This window comes from Novosphingobium sp. (assembly GCF_036803765.1).
Taxonomy (GTDB): Bacteria; Pseudomonadota; Alphaproteobacteria; order Sphingomonadales; family Sphingomonadaceae; genus Novosphingobium.
Genome location: NZ_DAIRTS010000016.1, coordinates 50,079 through 76,114, shown reverse-complemented (window position 1 = coordinate 76,114; position 26,036 = coordinate 50,079). Strand labels below are relative to the sequence as shown.

Below are 26,036 nucleotides of genomic sequence, written 5' to 3'. Positions count from 1 at the left end.
CCGCCGCTATCATGCGTTTAGCTGCTTTGCAAAGTGACGCTTTGCAACTTTGCAGCTTAACATTGGACAGTGCCGTCCTGCTGCGGCATCGCGAGGTCAAGATCCCCAACCCTGCTGCCTCGAGAGGATGCCCATGTCCGCCAACATTGCCGAAATGGAACGGCGCCGCGCCGCCGCGCACCTGGGCGGCGGCCAGCGCCGGATCGACGCGCAACACGCCAAGGGCAAGCTGACCGCGCGCGAACGCCTCGACATCCTGCTCGATGAAGGCAGCTTCGAGGAAGTCGACGCCTACGTCGAGCACAACTGCGTCGACTTCGGCATGCCCGGCACGGTGATCCCGGGCGACGGCGTGGTCACCGGCTCGGGCACGATCAACGGCCGGCTGGTCTATGTCTTCAGCCAGGACTTCACCGTCTTCGGCGGCGCCGTGTCGGAACGCCACGCGATGAAGATCTGCAAGATCATGGACACCGCGATGAAGGTCGGCGCGCCGGTGATCGGCCTCAACGATTCGGGCGGCGCGCGCATCCAGGAAGGCGTCGCCTCGCTCGGTGGGTATGCCGAAATCTTCCAGCGCAACGCGCTCGCCTCGGGCGTGGTGCCGCAGCTCTCGCTCATCATGGGGCCATGTGCGGGCGGCGCGGTCTATTCGCCGGCGATGACCGACTTCATCTTCATGGTGAAGGACAGCAGCTACATGTTCGTCACCGGCCCCGACGTGGTGAAGACCGTGACCAACGAAGTCGTGACGCAGGAGGAACTGGGCGGTGCCGTCACGCACTCGACCCGCACCTCGGTCGCCGACCTCGCGCTGGAGAACGACATCGAGGCGCTGCTGACCGCGCGCGAGTTCTTCGACTTCCTGCCGCTGACCAACCGCACCGGTGTTCCCGAGCGGCCGACCTCGGACCCGTGGGACCGCATCGAGGACAGCCTCGACACGCTGGTCCCGGCCTCGGCCAACCAGCCCTACGACATGCACGAAGTCATCGCCAAGGTTCTGGACGAGGGCGATTTCTTCGAGATTCAGCCGGGCCATGCCGGCAACATCCTGTGCGGTTTCGGCCGGATCGAGGGGCGGACGGTCGGCGTCGTCGCCAACCAGCCGATGGTGCTGGCCGGCGTGCTCGACATCGATTCCTCGAAGAAGGCCGCGCGCTTCGTACGCTTCTGCGATGCCTTCGAGATCCCGATCGTGACCTTCGTCGACGTGCCCGGATTCCTGCCCGGCACCGCGCAGGAGCACAATGGTATCATCAAGCACGGCGCCAAGCTGCTGTTCGCCTATGCCGAGGCGACCGTGCCCAAGATCACCGTCATCACCCGCAAGGCCTACGGCGGCGCTTACGACGTCATGGCGTCGAAGCACCTGCGCGGCGATCTCAACTATGCCTGGCCCACCGCCGAGATCGCGGTGATGGGCGCCAAGGGCGCGGTCGAGATCATCTTCCGCGGGCTGTCGGCCGAGGAACAGGCGGAAAAGACCCGCGAATACGAGGACCGTTTCGCCAATCCCTTCGTGGCGGCGAGCAAGGGCTTCATCGACGAGGTCATCCACCCGCACTCCACCCGCCGGCGCATCGCCCTCGGCTTGCGCAAGCTGCGGACCAAGCAGCTCGCCAATCCGTGGAAGAAGCACGACAATATCCCGCTTTAAGGAATCCGCAGCGATGAAGCTAGGACGTCTCAACCACGTCGGGGTGGCCGTGCCCGCGATGGCCGACGCGATCGCCTATTACCGCGATGTGATGGGCGCCGAGGTCGTGACCGAGCCTTTCGCCATGCCCGAACAGGGCGTGCTGGTGGCGTTCGTCAACACAACCGGCGAGGCCGGCACCGCCGGTACGCAGATCGAACTGATCGAGCCGCTAGGCGCCGACAGCCCGATCACCGCATTCCTCGCGCGCAATCCCGCCGGGGGCCAGCATCACCTGTGCTACGAGGTGGAAGACATCGAGGCTGCGCGGGACTGGTTCACCGCGCAGGGCAAGCGCATCCTCGGCCCCACCCGCATCGGCGCGCACGGCACGCCGATCTTCTTCCTGCACCCCAAGGACATGCTGGGCCAGCTGACCGAAATCATGGAGACGCCCCGTGGCCAACATTGATAAGCCGGGCTTTGAACAGCCGGGTATCGAGGAGTGGGACGCCCTTGCCACCAAGGAGGTCAAGGGCCGCGAGCTGACCTGGCAGACCCCCGAAGGCATCGCGGTCAAGCCGCTCTATACCGCCGCTGACGTGACCACCGAGATGCAGGCAAATCTGGGCCTGCCCGGCTTCGCCCCGTTCACGCGCGGCGTGCGCGCCAGCATGTACGCCGGGCGGCCCTGGACGATCCGCCAGTACGCGGGCTTCTCCACCGCCGAGGAATCGAACGCGTTCTATCGGCGCAACCTCGCGGCGGGGCAGAAAGGCCTGTCGGTCGCCTTCGACCTTGCGACACACCGCGGCTATGACAGCGATCACCCGCGCGTGGTCGGCGACGTCGGCAAGGCGGGCGTCGCGATTGACAGCGTCGAGGACATGAAGATCCTGTTCGACGGCATCCCGCTCGACCAGATGTCGGTGTCGATGACCATGAACGGCGCGGTGATCCCCATCCTCGCCTTCTTCATCGTCGCGGGCGAGGAACAGGGGGTTCCGACCGAAAAGCTCGACGGCACGATCCAGAACGACATCCTCAAGGAGTTCATGGTCCGCAACACCTACATCTATCCCCCCGAACCCTCGATGCGGATCATCTCGGACATCTTCGCCTACACCAGCGCCAAGATGCCCAAGTTCAACTCAATCTCGATTTCCGGCTATCACATGCAGGAAGCCGGGGCGACGCAGGTGCAGGAACTGGCCTTCACCATTGCCGACGGCATCGAATACGTGAAGTACGGCGTCGCCTCCGGCCTCGACATCGACAAGTTCGCCGGACGCCTGTCGTTCTTCTTCGCCATCGGCATGAACTTCTTCATGGAAGTGGCCAAGCTGCGCGCCGCACGCGTGCTGTGGCACCGGGCGATGACACAGCTGGGCGCCAAGGACGAACGCTCCAAGATGCTGCGCACCCACTGCCAGACCTCGGGCGTGTCGTTGCAGGAGCAGGACCCCTACAACAACGTCATCCGCACCACGATCGAGGCGATGGCGGCCATGCTGGGCGGAACCCAGTCGCTGCACACCAATGCGCTGGATGAAGCGATCGCACTGCCGACCGACTTTTCCGCGCGCATCGCCCGCAACACCCAGATCGTGATCCAGGAAGAGACGGGCATGTGCAACGTGGTCGATCCGCTCGGCGGGTCGTACTACATCGAGGCGCTGACCAGTCAGCTGGTCGACCAGGCCTGGACGATCATCGAGCGCGTCGGCGCCGAGGGCGGCATGGCCAAGGCCGTCGCCGCCGGCTGGCCCAAGGCGATGATCGAGGAAGCCGCCGCCGCGCGCCAGGCCCGCGTCGATCGCGGCGAGGACGTCATCGTCGGCGTCAACAAGTACCGCCTCGCCGAGGAGGACCGCATCGAGACGCTGGAGGTCGACAACCACGCGGTGCGCGAGGCGCAGATCGCCCGGCTCGGGCGCGTGCGCGCGGGCCGCGACGAAGCCGCCTGCCAGGCGGCACTGCGGGCGATCACCGAGGCGGCACGGGGTGGGCATGGGTCTTCGACAAGCTCAGCCCGAACGGATGTTGGGGAAGATACCCCCTCGTCCACCCCCGTTCGCCCTGAGCCTGTCGAAGGGCCAAGCAGCCAGGCCCCCGACCTTACCCACAACCTTCTCGCGCTCGCGGTCGAGGCGGCGCGCCATCGCGCCACTCTGGGCGAGATTTCCGATGCGATGGAGGCGGTGTTCGGTCGCCACGGCACGCAGCCGACCCCGGTCAAGGGCGTCTATGGTGCTGCCTATGCGCAGGATCGCCGCTACGTGCAGGTGATCGAGGGCGTCGAGGCGGTCACGCGCCGGATGGGGCGCCGCCCCCGCCTGCTTGTCGCCAAGATGGGCCAGGATGGCCATGATCGCGGCGCCAACGTCATCGCCTCGGCCTTTGGCGACATGGGCTTCGACGTGACCAGCGGCCCCTTGTTCCAGACGCCTGCGGAAACCTGCGTGCTGGCGCTGCAGGCCGATGTCGACGCGGTGGGCGCCTCCTCGCTCGCGGCCGGGCACAAGACGCTGATCCCCGAGCTGATCCAGCGCCTGCGCGAGGCCGGGCGCGGCGACATCAAGGTGGTGGCCGGCGGGGTGATCCCGCCGCAGGACTACGACTATCTGCGCGAGGCCGGGGTCCAGGGCATCTACGGCCCGGGCTCAAACGTGGTCGAGTGTGCGGCCGACATGCTCCGGCTGCTGGGCCACAACATGCCGCCGCTGGGCGAATGACGGGACGGGAGAGAGCCATGTTCAAGAAGATCCTCATCGCCAATCGTGGCGAAATCGCCTGCCGCGTCATCAAGACGGCCCGCCGCATGGGCATCGCGACCGTGGCGGTCTATTCAGACGCCGATGCGCGCGCGCCCTTCGTGGCGATGGCCGACGAGGCGGTGCACATCGGCCCCGCCCCCGCCGCGCAATCCTACCTGATCCCCGAGAAGATCATCGCCGCCTGCAAGCAGACCGGCGCCGATGCGGTGCATCCGGGCTATGGCTTCCTGTCCGAGCGGACCAGCTTCGCCGAGGCGCTCGCTGCCGAGAACATCGCCTTCATCGGCCCGCCCGTCGGCGCGATCGCCGCGATGGGTGACAAGATCGAATCCAAAAAGCTGGCCAAGGCCGCGGGCGTCAACGTGGTGCCCGGCTTCGTGGGCGAGATCGCCGATACCGACCACGCGGTGCAGATCGCCGACGACATCGGCTATCCGGTGATGATGAAGGCCTCGGCCGGCGGCGGCGGCAAGGGCATGCGCCTCGCCTTCAGCGAGAAGGACGTGCGCGAAGGCTTCGAGAGCGTGAAGCGCGAGGGCCTCAACTCGTTCGGCGATGATCGCGTGTTCATCGAGAAGTTCATCGAGAACCCGCGCCACATCGAGATCCAGATCCTGGGCGACCAGCACGGCACGATCCTCTATCTCAACGAGCGCGAATGCTCGATCCAGCGCCGCCACCAGAAGGTGGTGGAGGAAGCGCCTTCGCCTTTCGTCAGCCCCGCGATGCGCAAGGCCATGGGCGAGCAGTGCGTCGCCCTGGCGCGCGCGGTCGGCTATCATTCCGCCGGCACGGTCGAGCTGATCGTCTCGGGCGCGGACAAAACCGGCCAGTCGTTCTACTTCCTCGAGATGAACACCCGCCTGCAGGTGGAGCATCCCGTGACCGAGGCGATCACCGGCATCGACCTCGTCGAGCAGATGATCCGCGTCGCCGCGGGCGAGAAGCTGGCCTTCGGGCAGGACGACATCGGCATCGACGGCTGGGCGATCGAGAACCGCGTCTATGCCGAGGATCCCTATCGCGGCTTCCTGCCCTCGACCGGGCGGCTGGTGCGCTATGACCCGCCGGTCGAAGGCTGGGCGGACGATGGCGCGGCCAACGGCCGGCGCGGGATCGAGGGCGTGCGCGTGGACGATGGCGTCTACGAAGGCGGCGAAGTCTCTATGTTCTACGACCCCATGATCGCCAAGCTGGTGACCTGGGGTGCGACGCGCGGCGAGGCAGCCGACAAGCAGGTCGCCGCGCTCGACGCCTTCGCGATCGAGGGCCTTGGGCACAACATCGACTTCCTCAGCGCGATCATGCAGCACCCGCGCTTCCGCTCGGGCGAGCTGACCACCGGCTTCATCGCCGAGGAATATCCCGAGGGCTTCCACGGGGCCCCCGCCACGCCCGACCTGCGCCGCGCGCTGGCGGCGATTGCCGCGTTCCTGGCCACGGCCCGCGCCGATCGCGCCCGCCGGGTCGACGGCCAGCTGGGCAAGCGGCTGCGCCCGCCGGCGAGCTGGGTCGTGACCCTGCAGGGCGAAAGCCTCGCCGTGGCGATGGACGGCGACAGCGTGACGGTCGACGGCACGCCAGTCGACCTCGCCATGGAATACACGCCCGGCGAGACCTGGATCGAGGCCGAGGTCGACGGCGACGTGCTCGGCGTGAAGATCAGGCCGACGCGCGGTGGCTTTGCACTGACCACGCGCGGGGCGATCCACAAGGTACAGGTTCTGCCCGCCCACGTGGCGCCCTATGCCGCGCACATGATCGAGAAGATCCCGCCCGACCTCTCGCGCTTCCTGATCTGCCCGATGCCGGGGCTGCTGGTGGCACTCCATGTGGCAGAGGGCGATTCGGTCGAGGCCGGCCAGCCGCTGGCCGTGGTCGAGGCGATGAAGATGGAGAACATCCTGCGCGCGGAAAAGTCGGGCACGGTCAAGGCGGTGCGTGCCAAGGCGGGTGACAGCCTTGCGGTCGATGCGGTGATCCTCGAGATGGAATGAGCGCACCGCCTCTCGGGCAGGTTGACGTTTACGTAAAGGGGAGTAGATTGCCGCGCAAAGGATGTTGAAAGGACTTTACCGATGAAAGCCCTGGTCTGCGTAAAGCGCGTGATCGACTACAACGTGAAGCCGCGTGTGAAGGCGGACGGCACGGGTGTCGAGCTGGCGAACGTGAAGATGAGCATGAACCCGTTCGACGAGATCGCGGTCGAGGAAGCGATCCGCCTGAAGGAAAAGGGCGTGGTTACCGAAGTCGTGGCGGTGTCGGTCGGGCCGGCGAAGGCGGCGGACACGCTGCGCACGGCGCTGGCGATGGGTGCGGACCGCGCGATCCTGGTGCAGAGCGACGATGAGGTCGAGCCGCTGGGCGTCGCCAAGATCGTCAAGGCGATCGCGGGCGAGGAGCAGCCGGGCCTGATCATCACCGGCAAGCAGGCGATCGACGACGACAGCAACCAGGTCGGCCAGATGGTCGCCGCGCTGCTCGGCCGGCCGCAGGGCACCTTCGCCAACGAGGTCTCGGTCGAGGGTGACCAGCTCGTGGTCAAGCGCGAGATCGACGGCGGTCTGGAGACGGTCAAGCTGGCGCTGCCCGCGGTGGTGACCACCGACCTGCGCCTCAACGAGCCGCGCTATGCCTCGCTGCCCAACATCATGAAGGCCAAGTCGAAGCCGCTGGCGACCAGGACCCCGGCCGACCTCGGCGTCGACGTGGCGCCGCGCCTCAAGACGCTGAAGGTGGCCGAGCCGCCGGTGCGCGCCGCCGGCGTGAAGGTCGCCGATGTCGATGGCCTGGTGGCCAAGCTCAAGGAACTGGGAGTCGCGTGATGGGTAAGGTTCTTCTCTGGGTCGAGCACGACGGCGCCGCGATCAAGGACGCCACGCTGCATGCCGTGACCGCCGCCGCGCAGATCGGTGACGTGACCGCGCTGGTCGCCGGTTCGGGCGTCGATGCCGTGGCCGCTGCCGCGGCGCAGGTCGCCGGCGTGTCGGCGGTGCTCAAGGCCGACGATGCGGCCTACGCCCATGCGCTGGCCGAGAACGTCGCGCCGCTCGTCGCCGGGCTGATGGACGGCTTCGACGCCTTTGTCGCGCCCGCCACGACCACCGGCAAGAACGTCGCGCCGCGCGTGGCCGCATTGCTCGACGTGATGCAGGTGTCCGACATCCTCTCGGTCGAGGGCCCCAAGACCTTCACGCGCCCGATCTATGCCGGCAATGCCATCGCCACGGTCGAGAGCGGCGATGCCAAGCTGGTCGTCACCGTACGCGGCACGGCCTTCGCCAAGGCCGAGGCCAGCGGCGGCAGCGCGGCGGTCGAGGCGGTGAGCGGTGCGGGCGATGCCGGGCTGTCGAGCTTCGTCGGCTCGGAAATCGCCAAGAGCGAGCGCCCCGAACTGACCAGCGCCAAGATCATCGTCTCGGGCGGCCGCGCGCTCAAGGATGCCGAGACCTTCGCCGCGACGATCACCCCGCTGGCCGACAAGCTCGGCGCCGCGATCGGTGCGAGCCGTGCGGCGGTGGACGCGGGCTACGTGCCCAACGATTACCAGGTCGGGCAGACCGGCAAGATCGTGGCACCCGAAGTCTATGTCGCGGTCGGCATCTCGGGCGCGATCCAGCACCTGGCCGGGATGAAGGACAGCAAGACCATCATCGCCATCAACAAGGACGAGGACGCGCCGATCTTCCAGGTCGCGGACGTGGGCCTGGTGGCGGACCTGTTCACCGCCGCACCCGAACTGGCCGGCAAGCTGTAACGCGGACGCTCCTCCCCATCATTGATGGGGAGGTGGCAGGCCGCAAGGCCTGACGGAGGGGTGGGGCGTTGCGCCATTGCCCCTCCACCACCGGCTACGCCGGCGGTCCCCCTCCCCACGGTGTGGGGAGGATCTTTGGGGTCCTCCCTGCCGCATGGCGGCGGGGAGGTGGCAGGCCGTCAGGCCTGACGGAGGGGTACAACCGGCCCTCGCAATGGACAGCGCCGCCCTGCTTTCCTATGCCCCGGCAATGCCTCATGACACCGCCATTTCCTTCGATGCCTGGCTGGCCGCGCATCCCGACGTCACGCGCGTCGAGGCCGTGCTGTTCGATATCAACGCCGCCCCGCGCGGGAAGTGGCTGACCCGCGCCAAGGCCTTGGCGCTGGCCGCCAAGGGCATGCCGATGCCCCGCTCGCTCTTCGCGCTCGATGCCTGGGGCCGTGATGTCGGCGCGGCGGGGCTGGCGTTCGGCACGGGCGATCCCGATGGACTGTGCCGCCCGGTCACCGGCCGCTGGGGCATGGCGCCATGGCTGGATGGCAACAGCGCGACCGTGATGCTGGCGATGACGGGAGACGACGGCGCGCCCTGCCCCGCCGATCCGCGCGGCGTGCTGCAGGCGGTGCTGGCACGATATGCCGCCCTCGGCCTGACGCCGGTGGTGGCGACCGAACTCGAATTCTATCTCTACCGCCGCGAAGATGGCCTGCCCGTGCCGCCCGACGGCGCAAGGTATCGCAACGACACGCTGTCGACCACGGCGCTGGCGTCGCACGCGGCCTTGTTCGATGCGATCCTCGGTGCCGCACAGGCCCGCGGCATCCCGGCCGACGGGCTGGTCAGCGAGGCCGGGCCGGGCCAGTACGAACTCAACCTCGAACACCGCGCCGACGCGCTGGCCGCGGCCGACGACGCCGTGCTGTTGCGCCATCTGGTCCGCCGCCTGGCCGCGGCGCATGGGCTTGGCGCGACCTTCATGGCCAAGCCTTATGGCGATTGTTCGGGCAGCGGCCTGCACATCCACGCCAGCCTGCTCGACTCGACCGGACGCAACGTGCTCGCCGATGCCGAGGGCGGACCATCAGAAATGCTGCATCACGCCGTGGCCGGGCTGATCGCGACGATGCCCGAGGCGATGCTGGCCTTCGCGCCGAACTTCAACTCGTACCGCCGCTTCCGCCCCGATGCCCATGCGCCGCTGTCGGCAGGATGGGGCTTCGATGACCGCTCCGCTGCGGTGCGGGTGATCCGCGCCGGACCGGCCGCGACGCGGATCGAGCATCGCATTTCCGGGGCCGACGCCAATCCCGTCATCGCCATGGCCGCGATGCTCGGCGGCATGCTCGCGGGCATCGAGGGACGATCGACGCCGCCGCCGCCGCAGGACCCGGGCCAGCCGGGGGCCGGCGTCGCGCTGCCGGTCGAATGGGGCGCCGCCTTGTTGGCCTTTGGCGCATCGCCTGCCATGGCAGACCTGTTCGGCGCGCGCTTTCGCGACATCTTCACCGCGTGCAAGCGCCAGGACCGGGCGACGTTCCTCGCGCAGATCGACCGCTTCGAATACGACACCTACCTCTCGCTGCTCTGACACCTTCCCCTTCGGACCGCTTGCCCGCCAGCCACGTCCGCGGGCAAATTCGAGACTGATGGTGGACTTAACCATACCTTTGGCGGGGCATCAGTTCTGCTGAATCGGTGGATTTTGCCCTTGCAATGCGGCAAAACGGCGGGCGGGAGACGGGACGCCGCGTTCCGTAGCCCCGACCCCCCCGGGCCGTGCGCATGGATCAACCGCGCGTGGCGAGCCCTGTCATCCGAAGGACGATCCCGAATGCGTCGTATTCATTGGTTTGCCACTGCCCTTGCCAGCCTGGCCGCGAGCGTGACGGCGCCCGCCATGGCCCAGAACGCCGCCGCCGGCGCGACCTCGTTCAAGCAGCAGTGCCAGATGTGCCACGTCAACACCGCCGGCGCCAAGGGCATGGCCGCGCCCAACCTCTGGGGCGTCGTCGGACGCAAGGCCGCCAGCACGCCGTTCAGCTACTCGACCGCGCTCAAGAATTCGGGCAAGACCTGGGATCCGAAGACGCTCGACACCTTCCTGACCGCGCCCGGCAAGCTGGTTCCCGGAACCCGCATGGTCATCGCCGTGCCGGACGCCAAGAAGCGCGCCGACATCATCGCCTACCTCAAGACCCTGCACTGATCGCAGATACGCCAGGAGCCCCAATGCCCGTCACGCTCACGATCGATGGCCAGCAACGCACCCTCGCGGTGACGGACGACACGCCCCTGCTGTGGGCCTTGCGTGACGTCGCCGGGGTGACCGCGGTCAAGTTCGGATGCGGGGCGGGCCTGTGCGGGGCCTGCAGCGTGCTGGTCGATGGCGAGCGGCTGTTCTCCTGCCAGACCCCGGTGTCCTCGGTCGAGGGCAAGCAGGTCACCACGGTCGAGGGACTGACCCGGCAACCGCTGGGCCAGGCCCTCGCGGCGGCATGGGAAGAGCTCGACGTCGTGCAGTGCGGCTATTGCCAGCCGGGGCAGATCGTCGCCGCCGCCGCGCTGCTCAAGGCCAATCCCAAGCCCGACGACGCCGCGATCGACGAGGGCATGAGCGGCAACATCTGCCGCTGCGGCACGTACAACCGCATCCGCGCCGCGATCCATCGCGCCGCCGACACCGCACGCGCCTGAGGGGGACGACCATGACCGACACACTCGCTCCCTCGCGCCGCGGCTTCCTCGTCGGCGCGACGGCCCTCGCCGGTGCGCTCGTGGTGCCGCTGCGCGGTGCAGCCGCTGTTGCGCCTGGCGACGGCAAGGGTGGCCTCGCCGCCAATGGATTTCTCTCGGTCGGGGCTGACGGCACCGTCGCGCTGGCGCTGCCCAAGACCGAGATGGGCCAAGGCGTGCTGACTTCGGTGACGATGCTGGTCGCCGAGGAATTGGGCGTCCCGGTGACGGCCGTGCGCGTGTCGATCCCCGACGCCGCGCCCGAACGCTTCGCCCCGATCGACACTGGCACCGGCGGCTCGACCACGATCCGCGAGGTGTGGAAGCCGCTGCGCCAGGCCGGGGCCAATGCCCGCGCCGCGCTGATCGGCGCCGCCGCGCGCCAGTGGAAGGTTTCGCCCGCCGGGCTGCGCGTGGACAACGGCGCGGTGGTCGATCCCGCCAGCGGCAGGCGCCTGCCCTATGCGGCGCTGGTCGCCGCCGCCGCTGCCGCCCCGCTGCCGACCGATGCCGTGCCGCAGCCCGCCTCGGCGTGGAAGGTCATCGGCAAGGACACGCGCCGCCTCGATTCGGCCGACAAGATCCGCGGCCGCGCCGCCTTCGGCATCGATGTGGCCGTGCCCGGCATGAAGATCGCGACGCTCGCGCAATCGCCGGTGTTCGGCGGCAAGCTCGCCGGCCATGACGCCAAGGCCGCCAAGGCCGTACCGGGTGTCGCTGCGGTGATCGCGACCGACGATTGCCTCTATGTCGTCGCCGACACGATGTGGAACGCCAAGCAGGGCCTCGCCGCCGCGGCGCCCACCTGGAACGAAGGCGCCAACGCCAACGCGGACCAGTCCGCGGTCGAGGCCGCGATCGAGGCGGCGCTGGCCAAGCCCGGCGTCACCGCCAAGACCACCGGCGATCTCGCCGCCGCCCGCGCCGGTGCGGCCCGGACCGTCGAGGCGGTCTATCACCAGCCGTTCTTGGCGCATGCGACGATGGAGCCGTGCAACTGCACCGCGCACGTCACCGCCGCCGGTGCCGAGATCTGGGCCGGCAGCCAGGTGCCGGCCGATGCGCGCAAGGCCGCCGCGGCCAAGCTCGGCCTGCCGGTCGAGAAGGTCACGTTCCACAACTTCCTGATGGGTGGCGGCTTCGGCCGGCGGCTCGAGACCGACATGGTCGAGCGCACCGTCGAATTGGCCGCCAAGCTGCCGTACCCGGTCAAGCTGGTGTGGACGCGCGAGGAAGACATCCAGCACGACATCGTGCGCCCCGCTTACGTCGACCGCATTTCCGTCGCGCTCGACAAGACCGGCAAGCCGCTGGCGTGGGAACATCGCATCGCCGGCTCCTCGGTCATGGCGCGATTGATGGGCGACAAGTTCCCCGGCGTCGATGCCGACGCCGTCGATGGCGCGCTCGATCCGCTCTATCCCGCCGCCGCGCGGCTCGTCACGTTCAAGCAGGTCGAAAGCGCGATGCCCACTGGCTGGTGGCGTGGCGTCGGCGGCCTGCGCAATACCTTCGTGATCGAGAGCTTCGCCGACGAACTGGCCCATGCCGCCGGCGCCGATCCGCTGGCCTGGCGCCTGGCGCATATCACCGATCCGCGCGCCCGCGCCGTGCTGCAACGCGCCGCGCAGGAAGCCGGATGGGGCAAGGCCATGCCCAAGGGCGAAGGCCTCGGCCTTTCCGTCCTGCACATCTGGGACACCTATATTGCCGCGGTCGCCCACGCCCGGGTCGATGGCCAAGGCCAGATCGCGGTGCCGCGCGTCACGATCGCGGTCGACTGCGGGCCGGCGGTCAATCCGCTGGGCGTCAAGGCGCAGATCGAGGGCGGGGTGATCTTCGCGCTGTCGGCCGCGCTATTCGGCGGGGTCACGCTGTCCAAGGGCCGGATCGCCCAAAGCAACTACAACGACGTGCGCCCCTTGCGGATGAACGAGGCGCCGCGTGTCGTCGTCCATGTCATGCCGACCGACAATGCGCCGGGCGGCATGGGCGAGCCGCCCGCCGCGGTCATCGCGCCGGCCGTGGCCAATGCGATCTTCGCCGCCACCGGCAAGCGCCTGCGCCGCATTCCGCTGCAGGAGGCAATCACGCAGGCCTGATCGATATCTGCCGTTCGTGCCGAGGCCATCAGGCTTTGCATCGCGAACGGCAGTTGGTAATACCGGGCGGGACGTTCACGCCCGGCTTGAAGAGAAAAAACAATGGCAGTCAGCAAGATCGGCGCACCCTCCGCCAAGACCGCGAAAGGGGTGGCGCCGCGCACTGCCGGTAAGACTGCAGCCGCCAAGACTGTTGGCGCCAAGACCGCCGCTGCAAAACCTGCCACGAAAGCCGCGACCAGGACTGCGACGGCAAAGACGACGGTCGCCAAGGCCCCGGCATCCAAGGCTGCCTCCAAGGGCGTTGCCGCGCGCGCCGTCCCGGTGGCCGAGCCCGATGCAGTGTCGTCATTGCGCGAGCAGGTCTACAACGACCTGCGCTATCGCCTGATCACCGGCAAGATCGCGCCGGGCGTGGGCATTTCGACACGCGGGCTGGCGCAGCAGATGGGCGTCAGCCAGATGCCGGTGCGCGACGCGCTCAGCCGCATCGCCGCCGAAGGCGCGGTCGAGATCCGCTCGAAGCGAGCGGTGATGGTGCCGCGCATGACGCTCGAACGCTTCGACGAGATCATGCGCCTGCGCACCGTGCTCGAGCCGATGACCGCGCTGGCTGCCCTACCCCACATCGATGCGGCCCGCCTGCGCGACATCCGCGCCGCCGACGAGGCGACCCACGCCGCGCTCGGCGAAGGCGACGTCAACGCTTACATGGAAGCCAACTTCCGCTTCCACTCGCTGATCTACGGGGCGGCGCCGATGCCGCTGGCCAACCGCATGATCGAGAGCCTGTGGATGCAGTTCGGACCGTTCATGCGCGTGGTCTATGGCCGCTACGGCACTGCGGCGCTGGTCGATCACCACCAGTCCGCGGCCAAGGCGATTGCCAAGGCCGATGCCGAGGCGCTGACGGCGGCGATCTCGGGCGACATCCGCGATTGCGCGGAACTGATGCAGGACTGGGACCGGCTCAACGGCTGACCCTTAAGTCGGCCCCTCCACCACCGCTTTGCGGTGGTCCCCCTCCCCGCCTTGCGGCAGGGAGGATTTGGGTGTCAGACGAGGGTGGCAGCCTTGCGTGCCGTCAGAGAATGTACTTCGACAGGTCGGCGTTGGCGGCAAGACCCGCGAGGCGTTCGGCCACGTAGGCTTCGTCCACCGTCACCGTCGTGCCGATGCGATCCTCGGCATCGAAGCTCACTTCCTCGAGCAGCTTTTCCATCACCGTCTGCAGGCGGCGCGCGCCGATGTTCTCGACGCTATCGTTGACCTGCGCAGCGGTGCGGGCGATCGCGCGCACGGCCTCCGGCGTGAAGTCCAGCGTCACCTGTTCGGTGCCGATCAGCGCGCGGTACTGCTCGACTAGGTTGGCGCGCGTTTCCGACAGGATGCGCACGAAGTCGTCCTCGCTCAGCGCCTTGAGCTCGACCCGGATCGGCAGGCGACCCTGAAGTTCGGGCAGCATGTCGGAAGGCTTGGCGACGTGGAAGGCGCCCGAGGCGATGAACAGCACGTGGTCTGTCTTCATCGGCCCGTACTTGGTCGCAACCGTGGTGCCCTCGATCAGCGGCAGCAGGTCGCGCTGCACGCCTTCGCGGCTCACCGAACCGCCGCGCACGTCGCTCACCGCGATTTTGTCGATCTCGTCGAGGAAGACGATGCCGTTGGTCTCGGCATTCTGCAGCGCCACGCGCGCCACGTCGTCCTGGTCCATGCGCTTGTCGGCTTCCTCGTCGACCAGCTTGTCCCAGGCATCGGCGACACGCATCTTGCGGCGCTTGGTCTGGTTGCGACCAAAGGCCTTGCCCATCATGTCCGACAGATTGATCATGCCGACGTTGCCGCCCATGCCGGGGATCTCCATCGGCATCGAGGGCTGGTCCTCGACCTCGATCTCCACCTCGACATCGTCCATCGCGCCCTCGGACAGGCGCTGGCGGAAGCTCTCGCGGGTCGCCTCGCTCGCGCCGTCGCCGACGAGGGCCTTGAGCAGGCGGTCCATCGCCGCCTTGCTGGCCGCCTCGCGCACCGCCTCGCGGCGCCGCTCCTTTTCCAGGCGGATGGCTTCCTCGGCAAGATCGCGGGCGATCTGCTCGACATCGCGGCCGACATAGCCGACCTCGGTGAACTTGGTCGCCTCGACCTTGACGAAGGGCGCGTCGGCCAGCCGCGCCAGGCGCCGGCTGATCTCGGTCTTGCCGCAGCCGGTCGGCCCGATCATCAGGATGTTCTTCGGGCTCACCTCGTCGCGCAGGTCTGCCGAGAGGTGCTGGCGGCGCCAGCGGTTGCGCAGCGCCACGGCCACGGCGCGCTTGGCATCGGCCTGGCCGACGATGTGCTCGTCGAGCGCGCGGACGATGGCCTTGGGGGTCAGCGAATCCTTCATGCGATTTCTTCCAGCGTGACGCGGTCGTTGGTGAACACGCAGATGTCTGCGGCCACCTGCATCGCCCGGCGGGCGATCACTTCCGGGTCGTCTTCATACAGATCGAGGGCGCGTGCGGCGGCGAGCGCATAATTGCCGCCCGAGCCGATCGCGGTGATGCCGCCTTCGGGCTCGAGCACGTCACCGTTGCCGGTCAGCACCAGCAGCGTTTCGGCATCGGCGACGATCATCAGCGCCTCGAGGTTGCGCAGGTACTTGTCGGTACGCCAGTCCTTGGCGAGTTCGACCGCCGCGCGCATCAACTGGCCGCGATGCTGCTCCAGCTTGCGCTCGAGCCGCTCGAACAGAGTGAACGCATCCGCCGTGGCGCCGGCGAAGCCTGCGATCACCTTGCCATCGCCGATGCGGCGCACCTTGCGCGCATTGGGCTTCATGACGGTGTTGCCCATGGAAACCTGGCCATCGCCGGCGATGACCGTGCGGCCGTTCTTCTTCACCCCGATGATGGTGGTGCCGTGCCACTGGACCAGGCCGTGGCTCGCCTTGCTGTCGTTCATGCCCGCGATATGGGATCGCGGACCCGCCGTTCAAGCGCGTGCCCCCAGAGGGCACGCTCCTAGGTAGCGTGGACAAATTCGGAATCGGTGGGAACGGCAAGAATTGGTGGGGAGCAGTCTGGCCGTTTTTGGGGAGGGCGCGGGCGATAGCTGCCGTCCCGAAAACAATGCTATTTGAGGAATCTCGCAGCGGTTTCGCGTCCGTCACTTCGATGAAAATGCGACGCAGGTTGCCGTCGAACTTCGATACCGTTAGCTGTTATATATGGGCAATACATTGAATATGGCGAAACGGGGAGTCCGCGTCGGCGTGCTTGCGTTGATGGTTTGCACCTCGATGGCGCACGCCCGGAACATCGCACTGCCGGACATGACCACAACCCTCCGCGAACAGCGGGTGGAGAGCGCATCGGTCGCCGTGATCCGCGATGGACGGATCGTCTCTACCGGGGCTTGGGGTATGGCGGGGCCGAACCGCACGGCGACTGTTGCCACGCCCTATAATCTCGCCTCGCTGACTAAGCCGCTTACGGCGGAAGTCATCCTGCGGCTCGTGTCAGCTGGCAGGCTGCCGCTCGACGAGCCGATGGATCGCTACTGGAGCGATCCCGACCTGTCGCGCGATCCCCGGCGGATGAAGCTAACGGTCCGCATGGCGCTTAGCCATCGCACCGGATTACCCAACTGGCGCGATGCAAAGGGGCTGGCGTTCGATCATGATCCCGGCACGACGACCGGCTATTCGGGCGAGGGGTATCAATATGCGGCGCGCTACGCCGAGCACCGCACCGGCCAGTCGTTCGAGGCGCTCGCCGGACGCTGGCTGTTCGCCCCCGCCCGAATGCGCGCCACGGGCTATGTGTCGGCGCAAGGCGAGACGGTGCCGATCGCCGTGCCCTATGACGCCGCAGGCAAGCCGTTGCCCGTCGGACGGGTGACGCGATACAACGCTGCCGATCTGGCGCATGCGACGGCACGCGATTATGCGCGCTTCCTCACCGACGTCCGCAATGACCGTAGCCTGTCCGCGTCCGTCGCGGCGGAGCGCAGCAGATCGCAAGCCGATCTGACACCCGAAATATGTGCCGGATCGAAAGTGGCCACCTGCCCGCCCTGGACTGGCTTCGGCCTTGGCTGGCAGCTCCTCGGCTTCCCCGGAGGCACAACGATGCTCCACACTGGCAAGGATGCCGGGGCGTTTACCTTCGCTGCGATCGATCGGGTGAGCGGCGACGGCATCGTCATCCTGACCAACAGCGACAACGGGTGGCGGGTCATCCTGCCCATCCTCGAACGCACGGGTAGCGATCCGAAGCTGATCGCCTTCCTTCGCGCCCAAATGAACTGACAGGACCAAAGCCATGATGACAGCCGTCGTCGCTGCCGCAGCTTTGCTCGCGACGTCCATGCTGCCGCCGGCCGATCCGTTAACCACGGAGATCGGCGCGCTCGATGCGAAGGTATTCGACGCCTACAATCGCTGCGACCTGCCGACCTTCTCCGGCTATTTCGATCCGAAGGTCGCTTTCTATCACGACACCGGCGGTGCGACATTCGAGCGTGACGCGATGGTCGACGGCGTTCGCAAATACATTTGCGGGAAGGTGAAGCGTGAACTGATCTCGGCGACGTTCCGCGTCTATCCGATCAAGGATTACGGCGCGATCGAGGAAGGTGAACACCGCTTCTGTGAGCTCGCAACGGGACGATGCGAGGGGATCGCCAAGTTCGTTATGGTCTGGGCGAAGCAGGATGGCGCCTGGCGGATCACCAGCGTTCTCAGCTACGGACACCGCGCCGCGACGCCGGCCGAACAGCGGAGCGCCGCCGGCAGATAGCGGGCCGAGGCTTCGCATCGGGATCGAATATCGGGAATGCCGATTGCCACCCCACGGGGCGGGCTACGCTGGCAGATTGCCGCCCAACAACCGGCATAGTTCGACGCGATGGTGGCTTCGCGCCTTGAATGTGTCAGGACCGACCCGCCGAAGCTCTCTGTAACCCAGCGACCGCCAGAACCTTTCCGCTGCCCCGTTCACCTCAAGCACGGCAAGGCGTATTTCCTGCGCCCCGCCATCCACCGCCCATCGTTCGATCGTGTCATAGATCGACCGGCCAATGCCTCGCCCTCTGGCAGCTGCATCAACGATCATAAAGCCAAGATACCAGACACCATCGCTTGGATAGTCACGCAGGATAGCGGCCACGGCGATAAGACCATTCTCGTCTTGCCAGCCCATAACGACCTGATCGACAGCACTCTTTTCCTCTGGAACGTCCCGGAACAGCTCGATCGCATCCGCCAGAGTCGCCGGCTCCCCGTCCTGCAACATGAAATAGTCGGTGCAGCGGGCATATAGGTCAGCGACCTCGCCGGCATCACTCTCTGTCAGGATCGACGGAGGTTCGTGGGTGGCGGACTCGAGCAGCGGCATCAACTACACATAACCGGCTCGTCGAGCAGACACGACCGTTCCCGCACACGAACCGAAGGCGGGACAGTCGCGGCGGCAATCCCAGCGGGGGCCGTCCAAGGGACCCCGTTTCCCAAAACCTGTTCCCGATTGCTCTTTCCCAAACCGGCCTGTTCGAAACGGAGAAACGGGAAAGACATGCTTAACCAATGGCAGGTCGTGGTAGCCCGGATCCCCATCCGGAACGTCCGACTCTAGGGCGTAATCAGTCATTCCAATTTGTCCACGCCGCCTAGAGGACGCGCCAGACCCACAGCTTGATGCCCAGCGGATAGCGCGCGCCGCTGCACACGAAGATCGACTCGTTCATCCACGCATACTTGCCCTCGGGCGCGATGAACTCGGGCACGGTGCGGAAATAGTATTCCGCCGGGTCGACCTCTTCACCGGCGGCGAGGCGGGCCATGACTTCGGGCGGGCCGCGGCGCAGGCCCTTGTTGCGGATCTGGATGACCACGCCGTCGTCGGTCTCGATCGCATAGAGCGCATCGGCCACGGTGACGCCGTCGGGGCGCGTCACCTGCCAGTCGGCCGAGTTTCCCACCAGCCGGCCCTGGATCAGCGGGCCCTCGACCCGGCCGCCGCCGACGATCGGGATGATCCGGCGCGTGCCGTCATAGGTCTTGCCGATCGCGCGCGGCGGCTCCAGCTCGCCGCTGGCCTCGTAGACGAATTCGAGTTCGGGCTTGATCATCATGCAGCGGATACCTTGAGGACGGGCTTGATCACGCGGCCGCTTTCGCCCGCGGCAAACGCGTCGTTGATCGCCTCGAACGGAAACGTCTCGACCAGCCGGTCGAAGGGAAACCGCCCCGCGCGGTAATGGCCGATCAGCTCGGGAATGAAGGTCTGCGGATCGCTGTCCCCTTCGAGGATGCCCATGACGCGCTTGCCCCCGCCCATCAGCGCGGTCTCGTTGAAGTGGAGCATGGCATCGGCATCCGAGGCACCGACGAGGCCGAGGATGCCGCGCGGGGCGATCAGCCCGAAGGCCAGCTCGATCAGCCTGGCGAGGCCGGTGGTGTCGAAGGCATAGTTCAACCCTTGCGGGCACAGCGCCGCAAGCTCTGCCGCGATGTCGCCATCGCCCTTGATCGTGTGCGTCGCCCCCAGTTCGCGCGCCAGGGCAAGGCGGTTGTCATGCAGGTCGATGGCGATGATCGGATGGGCGCCGGCGATGCGCGCGGCCATGATCGCCGAGAGGCCGACCGCGCCCGCCCCGAATACCGCGAGCGAGCGGCCCGGCTTGACCGCCATGGCGTTGAGCACCGCGCCGGCGCCGGTCTGGATGCCGCAGCCGAGCGGGCCGAGCAGCTCGAGCGGCACGTCGCGCGCATCCTCGGGCACCTTGACCACGTTGCGTTCGGTCGCCAGCGCATGGGTCGCGAACGAGGATTGCCCGAAGAAGTGGCTGTGTACCGCCCCGCCGTCGGTCGCGATCGCGGTGCTGCCATCGGCCCGGCCGCCGCTGAAATTGTGAAGGCCGAAGCCGTAGCAGTAGGCGGGCGCGTGATCCGCGCAATTGGGGCACTGCCCGCAGCTGGCGAAGCTCAGCACCACCGGATCGCCGGGCGCGACGCTGGTGACGCCCTCGCCCACCGCCTCGACCACGCCCGAGCCTTCGTGGCCCAGCACCACGGGCAGCGGCACGGGCAGCTGCCGGTCGCGCACCGCCATGTCGGTGTGACACACGCCCGCGCCGACGACGCGCACGAGCACTTCGCCCGCGCGCGGCGCCTCGAGCGTGGCGTTCTCGATCGTGAAGGCGGGGCTGCCCTCGCGGCATACGGCGGCACGGATCGCGGTCATCAGGCGGCTTCCTTCTCCATCAGGCCGATCTGGTCGGCGTTTGCCCAGTTGCCGTGCAGGCCGAAGCGCAGCCGGATGGGGATGTTGACGGTTGCGACAGGACCCTTGGCGATGTCCAGTGCCTCGAAGATCAGGAGGTCGCTGCGCTGCTCTTCCAGCCGGTTGCAAACCTGGACGATCCAGCCGTCACCCTCCGGCGCATCGGGGCTGCGCGGCACGAAGCACGGCTCCTGCAGCGACGAGGTCGGGCCGCACCACCAGTGCTGCTCCTCGCCCGAGGCGAAGTCCTTGTGAAACAGGCAGTTCATCAGCAGGCCCCCGGCGCTGCCGCCGCGCAGCTCGACCGGGCGCTTCATGTCCATCTCGAGGAACCAGCCGTGGCGGGTGTGCCGGCCAGCGAAGCGATCGTCGATCCGGGGGAATTCGCAGGCGGTATCCGACAGGCGCTCGATCGCGGCGAATTCCTCGCCGTTGCTCGCCATGTCCACCACCCAGTCGGTCGGGAAGCTCATCGCCTCGCGGCCGTTGAACGGGGCGCCGTGGACATCGGGGAAGAACGGGAACATGTTGTTCTTCGCCTCGCACGTGACGAAGTGGACCTTGGTCCCGTCCTGCCAGGCGTTGAGCACGTGGCTGGCAAAGCAGTTGTCACGCGTGAACCAGCGGATGTCCTCCTGGCGCACGCCGTCGCGGCGGGGGATCACGCCCAGATGCACGGGCTTGGTCGTGTCGAAGCCGAAGTGCGGTTGCCCCTGCTCCAGCCGTTCCCAGCTGCCGATCGAGGGCACGATGTGCAGCACGAGGTAATCCTCGGTGATGCCGAAGTCGTGCATCATGCAGTAGTAGGGCACCTTGAACCAGACCTCGCGGACCAGTTCGCCATCGGGGCCGACTTCCATGTAAGTGACGTCGTCGGTGCACAGACCGCTGGCGGCATAGCCGATCGCCACCATGTTGCCGGTGGCCGGGTCGATCTTGGGATGCGCTGTGAAGGTCTGGCCGGTCATGCGCCCGCCGAACTTTTCAAAGCCGATGGTCTCCATCGTCGCCGGATCCATCAGCAGCGCGGGGCTGTCCTCCTTCATCGCCCAGAGCTTGCCGGCGTGGATGAAGGCATTGGTGTTGGCGGTGGATCGGATCGCGCCCTGCACGCTCTCGTCATCGGTCAGCGGGTTGCGATAGGCGCCGAACAGGCCCTTGCCCGCGGCCTTTTCCAGCTTCCACTTGTCGGTCTGCGCCCAGCGCTGGCGGAAATCGACCTGGCCGTCGTGGATGTGGAAGCGGGTGATCATGCCATCGCCATTGAAGGCGATGTCGTCGCCCAGGCGCGGGGGGAATTGCGGGTCGGGCTGGACACGGTAGAACGCCCCGTTCAGACCGGCGGGAATCTCGCCCTCGTGCGCAAGGTCGGCAATGTCCGCCTCGATTCGCGACGGCGTATTGAAGCCCGTGAAAGCGGGCGACGCGGGAAAGTGGGCCATGGCATCCTCCTGAGGAATCCTCGTGGGGCATCCTTCGTGGTTCATTGTATGGTACACTAACGATTGTGCAAGCGTGATGCGCTTGAATTCGGGGAGCAGGCATTGATCAAGGACAAGTTCGTGGACGCGGTGACGCCGCCGCCGCCCGGCGAGGAAGCCGACATCGGCGAGATCAACGACATTCTCGGCTTCCACATCCGCCTGGCCCACGGTGCCTGCCTGCGACACTTCACCGAGACCTTCACCGAACTGGACCTCACGCAGAAGCAGGTCTCGGTGCTGTGGCTGGTCGACAACCACCCGGGCATTGCCCAGACCGACCTCGCCCAGCGCCTGCGCATGGACCGCGCGACGACGATGGCCATCATCAACCGCCTGCAGGCCAAGCATTTCCTGCGCCGCGACCGCTCGCCAGAAGATGGCCGCAAGCAGGCGCTCTATCTCGAGCCCGAAGGCCAGGCCATGCTCGCCCGCGCCAAGTTCGCGATCGGCGAGCACGAGGCCTGGGTGAAGAGCCGCTTCAGCGACAAGGAAGTCCGGCTGCTGCTCGACCTGCTCGCCCGCATTCATGAGTAGTCAGGCCGCAAGACCTTGTTATAAGCCATAGCAATGCGCGCCGGATGGCGCCGACGGGAGAGGCACGATGTTCAACGACCCACGAGACGTGATCCGCCAGTCGCCGATGGGCGCGCGGCAATGGATCGCCGTGACGCTGATGATCGCGCTCAACGCGCTCGACGGATTCGACGTGCTGTCCAGCGCCTTCGCCGCGCCGGGCATCGCCAAGGAATGGGGCATCACCCGCGACGCGCTGGGCGTCGTGCTGTCGATGGAACTGATCGGTATGGGCTTCGGCTCGATCGTGTTCGGCGGTGCCGCCGACCGCTTCGGCCGCCGGCCCACGGTGCTGGGCTGCCTCGTCGTGATGGCGATCGGCATGGGCTTCGCGACGACCGCCGCCAGCCCGACGACGCTGGCCCTGTGGCGCCTGCTCACGGGCCTGGGCATCGGTGGCATGCTCGCTGCGATCAATGCCGTGACCGCCGAGATCTGCAGCAACAAGGGGCGCAGCCTCGCCATGTCGCTGATGGTGATCGGCTATCCCATCGGCGCGACCGTGGGCGGCACGATCGCCGCGCTGCTGCTCAAGGGCGGCGACTGGCGCCTGGTCTTCGAATTCGGCGCGATCGCGACCGTCGTGTTCATCCCGCTGGTGTTCTTCCTCGTGCCCGAGACGCCCGCCTGGTATCTGGTCCGTCGTCCGGCCGATGCGCTCGAACGCGCCAACCGCTCACTCGCCGCGTTCCGCCTGCCGCCCGCGACCGCCCTGCCCCCGGTCGAGGCCGCCGCGCCGCGCGCCAGCGTGCTCGACATCTTCCGCCCCGGCCTGATCGGCACGACGCTGCTGCTCACCATCGGCTACTCGTTCCACGCGATCACGTTCTACTACATCCTCAAGTGGAGCCCCAAGATCGTCGCCGACTTCGGCTACAGCCAGCCCGAGGCGGCCAGCGTGCTCGTCTGGGCCAACATCGGCGGCGCGATCGGCGGCGGCCTGTTCGGCTTCCTGATGCACCGCTTCGGGATCAAGTGGCCGACGATCGTCATGCTGCTGGCCGGCTGCGCCGCGGTGATGGTCTTCGGCCTCGGCGCGCAGAGCCTCGACGGCTGGCGTTTCGCGGTGTTTTGCACCGGCTTCACCACCAATGCCGCGATCGTCGGCTTCTACTCCGCCTTCGCGCATGGCTTCCCGGCCAAGGTCCGCGCCACCGGCACCGGCTTCGCCATCGGCGCCGGCCGCATCGGCGCGGCAGGCTCGCCCATCCTCGCGGGCGAACTGTTCCACGCCGCCGGCATGCCGCTGCTCACGGTGTCAATCATCATGGCGCTCGGCTCGCTGTGCGCGGCCGGCACGCTGCTGGCGCTGCGCCTGCGCGAAGGAGTCTGAGCGAGGCGCCTGCCGGCCCCGCCCTTCGACAAGCTCAGGGCGAACGGATGGAGAGGCCAAGGGTGCTGGAACCGGAACCCGAACCCCACCTCCGTTCGGCCTGAGCCTGTCGAAGGCCCACACCCGACACCCGCCACCACGACATCGACACGCCCGTGCCGCCGTGGCATGTCCGGCCCTCAGGCAAAGGGGGCAGCGTGACACGAGATCCGGCTATCGACCGCGCGCGCGGGCTGGCGATCCTGGCGGTCGCGTGGTTCCACATGACGCGCGCGCTGATCAATACCGGGCACATGGCCGATGACCCGTTGCTGCAATGGGCGGACCGGCTGGCCTATGGCTGGCACGTCCAGATCTTCTTCCTGGTCTCGGGCTATTTCCTGCAAGGCCGCGTGCGGCGCTGGGCCGACGTCTGGCCGCGCGCGCTCGATCTCTACTGGCCCTACCTGCTGTGGTCGACGATCACCGCGGTCCTGCTGCTCGCCATGCCGGCCTCGGGCAGCGCCCTGCGCCTTAGCGACGTGATCGTGCTGCCGGTGATCCCGTTCCAGCACTACTGGTTCCTGCTGTACCTCATCGCCTGCATCGCGCTGATGGCACTGGTCGGGCGCTGGCCCCTGCTGGTGACGGGGCTGTTCCTCGTCGCCAACCTTGTCGCCTGGCGCGCCGACCTGCCGCAGGACCGGCTCGGCGTCACGCTCGACAACGGCACGTACTGGCCGGCGTTCTTCTTCTTCGGTGCGTGGCTGGCCCGGCGCGGGGTGCTTCTGCGCTGGCGCACCGGACCAGCTCTCGTCGCCTTCGCCGTCGCGGCCCTTGCCGCACTGGCCAGCCTGCGCAGCGGGATCGACATCCGCTGGAGCCTGTTCTTCGTGCCCAGCCTGTGCGCGTGCTATGCCCTCGTCTGGCTTGCGAGCCGGCTGGCGGTGCCGGGGCTGGCCTGGCTTGGCCAGCGCTCGCTGCCGATCTACCTCGTGCACGTCATGGTCGGCGCGGTGCTGCGCGCGCTGGTCTACAAGGTCGCGCCGGGCATCCCGGTGGCCTTGGCCTTCGCGGTGATCTTCGGCGGCGCGGTGGCCATCCCCGTCGTTCTGGATCTCGTCGCCACGCGGCTCGGCCTTGCCAGGCTCGCCGGCTTTGCGCCGATCGTGAAGGTCAGGCGATCAGGCCCGGCCCCAGCAGCGTCAGCAGCTTGACGTCCACCGCCAGCCCGCGCGCGCGCTGCGCCGCGAGGTAGTCGGCGAAGTCATCGAGCGGGGCGTGATGGACGGTGATGCCTTCCTCGCCCACGCCGCCGCCCGCCGCCACGCGGGTCAACCCGTGCGCGCGGAACAGGGTGAAGCTTTCCGAAACCATGCCCGGCGAGGACCAGAACTCGCCCAGCGATTCCAGCCGCTCGGCGTGGTAGCCGGTCTCTTCCTCCAGCTCGCGCGCGGCGGCCAGGATCGCGTCCTCGTCGGCGCTGCTGTCATCGTCGCCGATGAGGCCCGCAGGCAGCTCGAGGCAGGGCCGGCCCAGCGGCACGCGGAACTGCTCGACCAGCACGACCTCGCGCGCCTCTGTAATGGCGAGGATCACCGCGGCGCGGATGTTGCGGGCGCGGGTGACATATTCCCAGCGGCCACGCGTGCGCGCGGTGATGAAGCGGCCTTCCCAGCGCACTTCCTCGGGGTTCTCGCGGTATTCGGTCTCGAAGCTCATAGCAGGATGGGTCCGTCGGGCAGTTCGTTGACGTCGTCGGCCAGGCGCGGGGCGTGTTGGGCAAGTACCGCGCCGACCTGCGCGATCGCGGCGACCATGCCGTCGGCCAAGCGTCCGTCGCGCAAGGGACCGAGCAGCGCGACCATCGCCGCGCCCCAGACTTCGGGATCGACGCGATCGGCGATGGCACGGTCGGCGATGATCTCGGCCTTGCGCTCGTCCAGCGAGACATAGATCACCACGCCGGTGCGTCCAGTGGTGCGGCTCTCAGCACCCAGCCGGAAGGCGGTCAGCGCGCGGGCATGGACGCGGGCGCGCTTGACGGGCGTCGGTGTCAGCCACAGGCGCAGGCGCCGCCATTGCAGGATCGCCAGCATCGCCGCGAACTTGATGACGGCCACGGTCAGCGCCAGCCCGAAATAGGCCCGCGGGCCCCACTCGCTGGCCCACAGGCCCAGCGCGCGATCGACGAGCGCGATATAGAATGCAGGCGCCGTCTCCAGCGCGGCCAGCGCGAGAAATGCGACGAAGACCGACCATGCCAAGGCAACGTCGGTGTAGCTGTCGGAGCGCGGGGTCAGCACCGTGACGATCTCCCCGGCGGTGCCCGCTTCAGCCTCGGCCACGGCCTGCGCGATCCGGGTACCATCTTCCCTGGTCAGTATCATG

The 26,036-nt window shown here is 67.7% G+C and carries 24 protein-coding genes; 16 read left to right on the top strand and 8 right to left on the bottom strand.

Going from position 1 to position 26,036, the window contains the following annotated elements; genetic code table 11:
- Positions 1–133: 133 nt before the first annotated feature.
- The 11 genes from V7Q48_RS12030 (at position 134) to V7Q48_RS11980 (ending at position 13,992) form a co-directional block, all read left to right on the top strand.
- Complete coding sequence (locus tag V7Q48_RS12030) at positions 134–1,660, top strand: acyl-CoA carboxylase subunit beta (protein ID WP_333838402.1); 1,527 nt, start codon at positions 134–136, stop codon at positions 1,658–1,660.
- A 13-nt stretch (positions 1,661–1,673) separates the two neighbouring features.
- The gene (gene mce / locus V7Q48_RS12025) at positions 1,674–2,111 is read left to right on the top strand and encodes a methylmalonyl-CoA epimerase (RefSeq protein WP_333838400.1); all 438 of its coding nucleotides are present in this window, start codon (positions 1,674–1,676) and stop codon (positions 2,109–2,111) included.
- Positions 2,098–4,374, top strand: a complete 2,277-nt coding sequence (gene scpA, locus V7Q48_RS12020) for a methylmalonyl-CoA mutase (RefSeq protein WP_333838399.1) — start codon at positions 2,098–2,100, stop codon at positions 4,372–4,374. The genes mce and scpA overlap by 14 nt, the downstream gene beginning before the upstream one ends.
- 17 nt (positions 4,375–4,391) lie before the next feature.
- The gene (locus V7Q48_RS12015) at positions 4,392–6,413 is read left to right on the top strand and encodes an acetyl/propionyl/methylcrotonyl-CoA carboxylase subunit alpha (RefSeq protein WP_333838398.1); all 2,022 of its coding nucleotides are present in this window, start codon (positions 4,392–4,394) and stop codon (positions 6,411–6,413) included.
- Between the two features lie 81 nt (positions 6,414–6,494).
- Positions 6,495–7,241 carry an electron transfer flavoprotein subunit beta/FixA family protein gene (locus V7Q48_RS12010; RefSeq protein ID WP_333836197.1) on the top strand — a complete coding sequence of 249 codons (747 nt, stop codon included), beginning with the start codon at positions 6,495–6,497 and terminating at the stop codon, positions 7,239–7,241.
- Positions 7,241–8,173 carry an electron transfer flavoprotein subunit alpha/FixB family protein gene (locus tag V7Q48_RS12005; RefSeq protein WP_333836199.1) on the top strand — a complete coding sequence of 311 codons (933 nt, stop codon included), beginning with the start codon at positions 7,241–7,243 and terminating at the stop codon, positions 8,171–8,173. The genes V7Q48_RS12010 and V7Q48_RS12005 overlap by 1 nt, the downstream gene beginning before the upstream one ends.
- Before the next feature lie 250 nt (positions 8,174–8,423).
- Entirely contained in the window at positions 8,424–9,764 is a 1,341-nt protein-coding gene (locus V7Q48_RS12000; protein ID WP_333838396.1) for a glutamine synthetase family protein, read from the top strand.
- Between the two features lie 243 nt (positions 9,765–10,007).
- Positions 10,008–10,382 carry a c-type cytochrome gene (locus V7Q48_RS11995; RefSeq protein ID WP_333838395.1) on the top strand — a complete coding sequence of 125 codons (375 nt, stop codon included), beginning with the start codon at positions 10,008–10,010 and terminating at the stop codon, positions 10,380–10,382.
- Positions 10,383–10,405: 23 nt separating this feature from the next.
- Positions 10,406–10,870, top strand: a complete 465-nt coding sequence (locus V7Q48_RS11990) for a (2Fe-2S)-binding protein (protein WP_333838393.1) — start codon at positions 10,406–10,408, stop codon at positions 10,868–10,870.
- An 11-nt stretch (positions 10,871–10,881) separates the two neighbouring features.
- Positions 10,882–13,011 carry a xanthine dehydrogenase family protein molybdopterin-binding subunit gene (locus V7Q48_RS11985; protein ID WP_333838392.1) on the top strand — a complete coding sequence of 710 codons (2,130 nt, stop codon included), beginning with the start codon at positions 10,882–10,884 and terminating at the stop codon, positions 13,009–13,011.
- Between the two features lie 102 nt (positions 13,012–13,113).
- Positions 13,114–13,992, top strand: coding sequence for a GntR family transcriptional regulator (locus tag V7Q48_RS11980; protein ID WP_333838391.1), 879 nt, complete (start codon positions 13,114–13,116; stop codon positions 13,990–13,992).
- A 103-nt stretch (positions 13,993–14,095) separates the two neighbouring features.
- Here the strand turns inward: V7Q48_RS11980 and hslU are convergent, their stop codons facing one another.
- On the bottom strand, positions 14,096–15,397 hold the full coding sequence (gene hslU / locus V7Q48_RS11975; protein ID WP_333838390.1) for an ATP-dependent protease ATPase subunit HslU: 1,302 nt from the start codon (positions 15,395–15,397) through the stop codon (positions 14,096–14,098).
- A complete protein-coding gene (gene hslV, locus V7Q48_RS11970; RefSeq protein WP_333838389.1) occupies positions 15,394–15,954 on the bottom strand; it encodes an ATP-dependent protease subunit HslV in 561 nt (186 codons plus the stop codon). The genes hslU and hslV overlap by 4 nt, the downstream gene beginning before the upstream one ends.
- A gap of 265 nt (positions 15,955–16,219) precedes the next feature.
- On the opposite strand from hslV, the gene V7Q48_RS11965 reads away from it, so the two are divergent.
- Complete coding sequence (locus tag V7Q48_RS11965) at positions 16,220–17,302, top strand: serine hydrolase domain-containing protein (protein ID WP_333838388.1); 1,083 nt, start codon at positions 16,220–16,222, stop codon at positions 17,300–17,302.
- Between the two features lie 13 nt (positions 17,303–17,315).
- Positions 17,316–17,792 carry a nuclear transport factor 2 family protein gene (locus V7Q48_RS11960; protein WP_333838387.1) on the top strand — a complete coding sequence of 159 codons (477 nt, stop codon included), beginning with the start codon at positions 17,316–17,318 and terminating at the stop codon, positions 17,790–17,792.
- Between the two features lie 63 nt (positions 17,793–17,855).
- On the opposite strand, the gene V7Q48_RS11955 is transcribed toward V7Q48_RS11960, so the two are convergent.
- The 4 genes from V7Q48_RS11955 to V7Q48_RS11940 form a co-directional block, all read right to left on the bottom strand.
- Positions 17,856–18,389 carry a GNAT family N-acetyltransferase gene (locus V7Q48_RS11955; protein ID WP_333838385.1) on the bottom strand — a complete coding sequence of 178 codons (534 nt, stop codon included), beginning with the start codon at positions 18,387–18,389 and terminating at the stop codon, positions 17,856–17,858.
- A 271-nt stretch (positions 18,390–18,660) separates the two neighbouring features.
- A complete protein-coding gene (locus V7Q48_RS11950; RefSeq protein ID WP_333838383.1) occupies positions 18,661–19,125 on the bottom strand; it encodes a DUF3237 domain-containing protein in 465 nt (154 codons plus the stop codon).
- A complete protein-coding gene (locus tag V7Q48_RS11945) occupies positions 19,122–20,237 on the bottom strand; it encodes an NAD(P)-dependent alcohol dehydrogenase (RefSeq protein ID WP_333838382.1) in 1,116 nt (371 codons plus the stop codon). Before V7Q48_RS11945 ends, V7Q48_RS11950 begins: the two co-directional genes overlap by 4 nt.
- Positions 20,237–21,718, bottom strand: coding sequence for a carotenoid oxygenase family protein (locus tag V7Q48_RS11940; protein WP_333838380.1), 1,482 nt, complete (start codon positions 21,716–21,718; stop codon positions 20,237–20,239). The genes V7Q48_RS11945 and V7Q48_RS11940 overlap by 1 nt, the downstream gene beginning before the upstream one ends.
- A 102-nt stretch (positions 21,719–21,820) precedes the next feature.
- Between V7Q48_RS11940 and V7Q48_RS11935 the strand changes: the two genes are divergently transcribed.
- The 3 genes from V7Q48_RS11935 (at position 21,821) to V7Q48_RS11925 (ending at position 24,862) form a co-directional block, all read left to right on the top strand.
- Positions 21,821–22,294, top strand: coding sequence for a MarR family winged helix-turn-helix transcriptional regulator (locus tag V7Q48_RS11935; protein WP_333838378.1), 474 nt, complete (start codon positions 21,821–21,823; stop codon positions 22,292–22,294).
- 67 nt (positions 22,295–22,361) lie between these two features.
- Positions 22,362–23,666, top strand: coding sequence for an MFS transporter (locus tag V7Q48_RS11930; protein ID WP_333838377.1), 1,305 nt, complete (start codon positions 22,362–22,364; stop codon positions 23,664–23,666).
- 197 nt (positions 23,667–23,863) lie between these two features.
- Positions 23,864–24,862, top strand: a complete 999-nt coding sequence (locus tag V7Q48_RS11925; protein ID WP_333838376.1) for an acyltransferase — start codon at positions 23,864–23,866, stop codon at positions 24,860–24,862.
- Here the strand turns inward: V7Q48_RS11925 and V7Q48_RS11920 are convergent.
- Positions 24,822–25,367 carry an NUDIX hydrolase gene (locus tag V7Q48_RS11920; protein WP_333838374.1) on the bottom strand — a complete coding sequence of 182 codons (546 nt, stop codon included), beginning with the start codon at positions 25,365–25,367 and terminating at the stop codon, positions 24,822–24,824. The two genes, V7Q48_RS11925 and V7Q48_RS11920, sit on opposite strands and share 41 nt — an antisense overlap.
- Entirely contained in the window at positions 25,364–26,035 is a 672-nt protein-coding gene (locus V7Q48_RS11915) for a TPM domain-containing protein (RefSeq protein WP_333838372.1), read from the bottom strand. The genes V7Q48_RS11920 and V7Q48_RS11915 overlap by 4 nt, the downstream gene beginning before the upstream one ends.
- Position 26,036 lies beyond the last annotated feature (1 nt).